2 protein-coding genes and 1 pseudogene are annotated in these 3,794 nt (G+C 60.2%); 1 reads left to right on the top strand and 2 read right to left on the bottom strand.

What is annotated here, in order from left to right; all coding sequences use genetic code 11:
• Both HLUSI_RS0106990 and HLUSI_RS0106985 read right to left on the bottom strand, forming a co-directional pair.
• A partial coding sequence (locus tag HLUSI_RS0106990) for a TonB-dependent receptor (protein WP_016833303.1) occupies nt 1-858 on the bottom strand: 858 nt, incomplete at its 3' end.
• A gap of 263 nt (nt 859-1,121) precedes the next feature.
• The gene (locus tag HLUSI_RS0106985) at nt 1,122-3,434 is read right to left on the bottom strand and encodes an NADP-dependent malic enzyme (RefSeq protein ID WP_016833302.1); all 2,313 of its coding nucleotides are present in this window, start codon (nt 3,432-3,434) and stop codon (nt 1,122-1,124) included.
• Between the two features lie 252 nt (nt 3,435-3,686).
• On the opposite strand from HLUSI_RS0106985, the pseudogene HLUSI_RS32445 reads away from it, so the two are divergent.
• A pseudogene (locus HLUSI_RS32445) lies at nt 3,687-3,794 on the top strand (thiamine-phosphate kinase); the annotation flags it as partial.

Raw genomic sequence — 3,794 nt, 5'->3', positions numbered from 1 at the left:
GGCCTGGCCGACGACAAGTCCGATGCCGGCCGCGAAATCGGCATCGCGCGCATTGGCGGCGCCATAGTACTTGCCCGGATCCACGCTGACCGGACGGCCCTGATACGAAGGAATGCCGAAGTCGGTCAGGCGGCGATCTTCGATGTAGTCCGCCTGCAGCAGCAGCCTGGTGTCGGACGTGAACTTGACTTCGACCGATGGCGAAATCGCTGTGCGGTCGAGGAATTGCTGTGCGCGGTAGCTGTCGGATTGCTCGCGCGCGCCGGTCAGGCGCCATGAAACGGTTTCGCCGCTGCGACCGAGGTCGATCTCGCCGCGACGGCCGGCGGTGCTGGTGAAGCTCACGCTGACGTCGCTGATGTCGACGCCCGGCTTCTTGGTGACGCGATTGATCAGGCCACCCGACGAGCCGCGGCCGTACAACACGGCCGCCGGGCCCTTGATGACTTCCAGGCGCTCAACGTTGGACAGGTCGCGGAAATACAGCGCATCGTCGCGGAAGCCGTCGACGAACTGGTCGCCGATGGCGGTGAAGCCGCGGATGAACACCTGGTCGCGCTGACCGTCGCCGGTCGACAGGCCGACGCCCGGCACGTTCTTGAGAATGTCTTGCAGCGAAGTGGCGTGCTGATCGCGAATGACTTCGGCGGAAATGACATTAATGGTCTGCGGTATGTCGCGCAGCGGTGCTTCACTCTTGGTGGCGCTGACAGATGTTGGCGCGACGTAGCCCTCACGGGCTCCACTGACCTGGACTTCAGGCAAGCTGCCGGCGCTTTGCGCCCATGCTGTGTTGATCGATGTCAGCGACAGTGTCGCCAGAACTGCCAGGTAACCCGGTTTGATGCGAAACTCCATTGTTTCCTACCTCATTATTAATGTTAATCGTTCTCATTAATATTATCTTTCAATTGTAATCCTGTGTAAATTTCTGTAACAATTTGGTTCCGAGCAGCCCATAAAACGCCGAATTGTCACGAGTATGTTGCAGTTAAACGTCAGCTCATCGTCAGGAAAGGCGGCACAAACAAAAACGGCGCATTCCTTTCGAAATGCGCCGTTTTGCTTGTGGCTTGCTGATCGGATCAGCTTAGGATCAGCTTAGGTAGTTCAGGCTCGGATCAACGCTCCGACATCGCATCCATGACGCACAATGCCGTCATGTTGACGATACGGCGCACCGTTGCCGATGCCGTCAGGATGTGCACCGGCTTGGCGCAACCCAGCAGGATCGGGCCGATGGCCACGCCGTTGCCGGATGCCGTCTTCAACAGGTTGTAGGCGATGTTGGCGGCATCGATGTTCGGCATCACCAGCAGGTTGGCGTCGCCCTTCAATGGCGAATCCGGCATGATTTGCGCCAGCAGCTTCGGATCGAGCGCGGTGTCGCCGTGCATTTCGCCGTCGGCTTCCAGTTCCGGCGCCTGTTCCTGAATCAGCTTCAGCGCGGTACGCATCTTGACGGCCGACTCGCTGTTGCTGGAGCCGAAGTTGGAATGCGACAGCAGCGCTGCACGTGGGTGCAGGCCGAAGCGGCGCATTTCTTCCGCAGCCATGATGGTGATTTCCGCCAGTTGCTCTGCAGTCGGGTTTTCATTGACGTGCGTATCAACCAATACCAGTTGGCGGCTCGGCAGGATGACGCCGTTCATGGCAGCGTAGACGTTGACGCCTTCGCGTTTGCCCAGCACCTGGTCGATGTAGTGCAAATGCAGCTGGGTGGTGCCGTAGGTGCCGCAGATCATGCCGTCGGCGTGGCCCTTGTGGATCGCCATTGAACCGATCAGTGTGTGGCGACGGCGCATTTCCAGCTTGGCGTATTGCTCGGTGACGCCGCGGCGCTTGGTCATTTCCAGGAAGGTCTGCCAATAATCCCGATAGCGGCTGTCGAAGTTCGGGTTGATGACTTCGAAGTCGACGTTCGGACGCAGGCGCAGACCGAATTTCTTGATGCGCTGTTCCAGCACTTCCGGACGGCCGACCAGGATCGGCTTGGCCAGGCATTCGTCGACGATGACCTGCACGGCGCGCAGGATGCGTTCTTCTTCCCCTTCGGCAAAGACGATGCGCTTCTTGGCGTCCGGTGCTTTCTTGGCGGCCTGGAAGATCGGACGCATGAAGGTGCCGCTGTGGTAGACGAACTGCTCCAGCTTTTCGGCGTAGGCGCTCATGTCCTTGATCGGACGGGCAGCGACGCCAGAGGTCTCGGCAGCGCGCGCCACCGCAGTGGCGATCTTGATCATCAGGCGCGGATCGAACGGCTTCGGGATGATGTATTCCGGACCGAACGACAAGTTGGTCACGCCGTAAGTCGCAGCAACGATGTCGGATTGCTCGGCTTGCGCCAGATCGGCAATCGCGTGCACCGCGGCGATTTCCATCTCGCGCGTGATGGTGGTCGCGCCGGAGTCCAGCGCGCCGCGGAAGATGTACGGGAAGCACAGGACGTTGTTGACCTGATTTGGATAGTCGGAACGGCCGGTCGCGATGATCGCGTCGTCGCGCACCGCCATGACGTCTTCCGGCAGGATTTCCGGCGTCGGGTTGGCCAGCGCCAGCACCAATGGACGCGGTGCCATCTTCTTGACCATGTCTTGCTTGAGCACGCCGCCGGCGGATACGCCGAGGAAAATGTCGGCGTCGGGGATGACGTCGGCCAGGGTGCGCGCATCGGTTTCGCGAGCGAAGCGTTCCTTGTCCGGATCCATCAGTTCGGTGCGGCCCTTGTAGACCACGCCGGCCAGGTCGGTGACGTAGATGTTTTCGATCGGGAAGCCGAGATCGACGATCAGGTCCAGGCAAGCCAACGCCGCAGCGCCGGCGCCGGAGACCACCAGCTTGACTTCCTTGATGCTCTTGCCGACGACCTTGAGGCCGTTCAGGATCGCTGCGCCGACGATGATCGCGGTGCCGTGCTGGTCGTCATGGAAGACCGGGATCTTCATGCGGTCGCGCAGCTTGCGCTCGATGTAGAAGCACTCCGGCGCCTTGATGTCTTCCAGGTTGATGCCGCCGAAGGTCGGTTCCAGCGAAGCGATGATGTCGCACAGCTTGTCCGGATCGGTCTCGTTGATTTCGATGTCGAAGACGTCGATGCCGGCGAACTTCTTGAACAGCACGGCCTTGCCTTCCATCACCGGCTTGGAAGCCAGCGGGCCGATGTTGCCCAGACCCAGCACGGCGGTGCCGTTGCTGATGACGGCGACCAGGTTGCCGCGCGCGGTGTATTTGAAAGCGTTGGCCGGATCGGCAACGATTTCTTCGCAGGCCGCAGCAACGCCCGGCGAGTACGCCAGAGAGAGGTCTCGTTGATTGGTTAAAAGCTTGGTGGGCGTGACGCTGATCTTGCCCGGCGTTGGAAATTCATGGTACTCCAGCGCTGCCTGGCGAAGTTGCTGACGCAATTCTTCTTTCTTGCTGATCATCGAATCCATACTCTGCGTTCTCTTTTAGACTTGTCGAAGACCTGCGATTTTAGCAGAGCTCGGCCCGCTCTCATAGCGCGGATGCAGGCGATTTATGGTGCACCGCGACATTCGGCGAGCCTTTGCCGGTGCGGGTTCCGCGAGTAAAACAGCCGGGCTGGTGGTCCTACCAATGCGCACCAAAATAGCCCTCGCGGATGCACCGAAATTCATCGAAGGCGAACGCGTAATATGTCTGAGGTATTGGGTACAATCACGCCCATGCTGAGCGAATTCGAACTTATCTCCCGTTATTTCACGCGTCCGATGGCGCAGGACAGTCGCGCCGCGCTCGGCGTCGGTGACGACTGCGCCCTGCTGACGCCGGCG

It is taken from the genome of Herbaspirillum lusitanum P6-12 (assembly GCF_000256565.1).
Taxonomy (GTDB): Bacteria; Pseudomonadota; Gammaproteobacteria; order Burkholderiales; family Burkholderiaceae_D; genus Herbaspirillum; species Herbaspirillum lusitanum.
The sequence above is the reverse complement of the archived record's forward strand: the minus strand, read 5'-3'. Positions and strand labels throughout refer to the sequence as shown.

Excerpts from the sequence above, each read along its gene's own strand:
- HLUSI_RS0106985 (WP_016833302.1), bottom strand. The coding sequence starts at position 3,434 with ATGGATTCGATGATCAGCAAGAAAGAAGAATTGCGTCAGCAACTTCGC.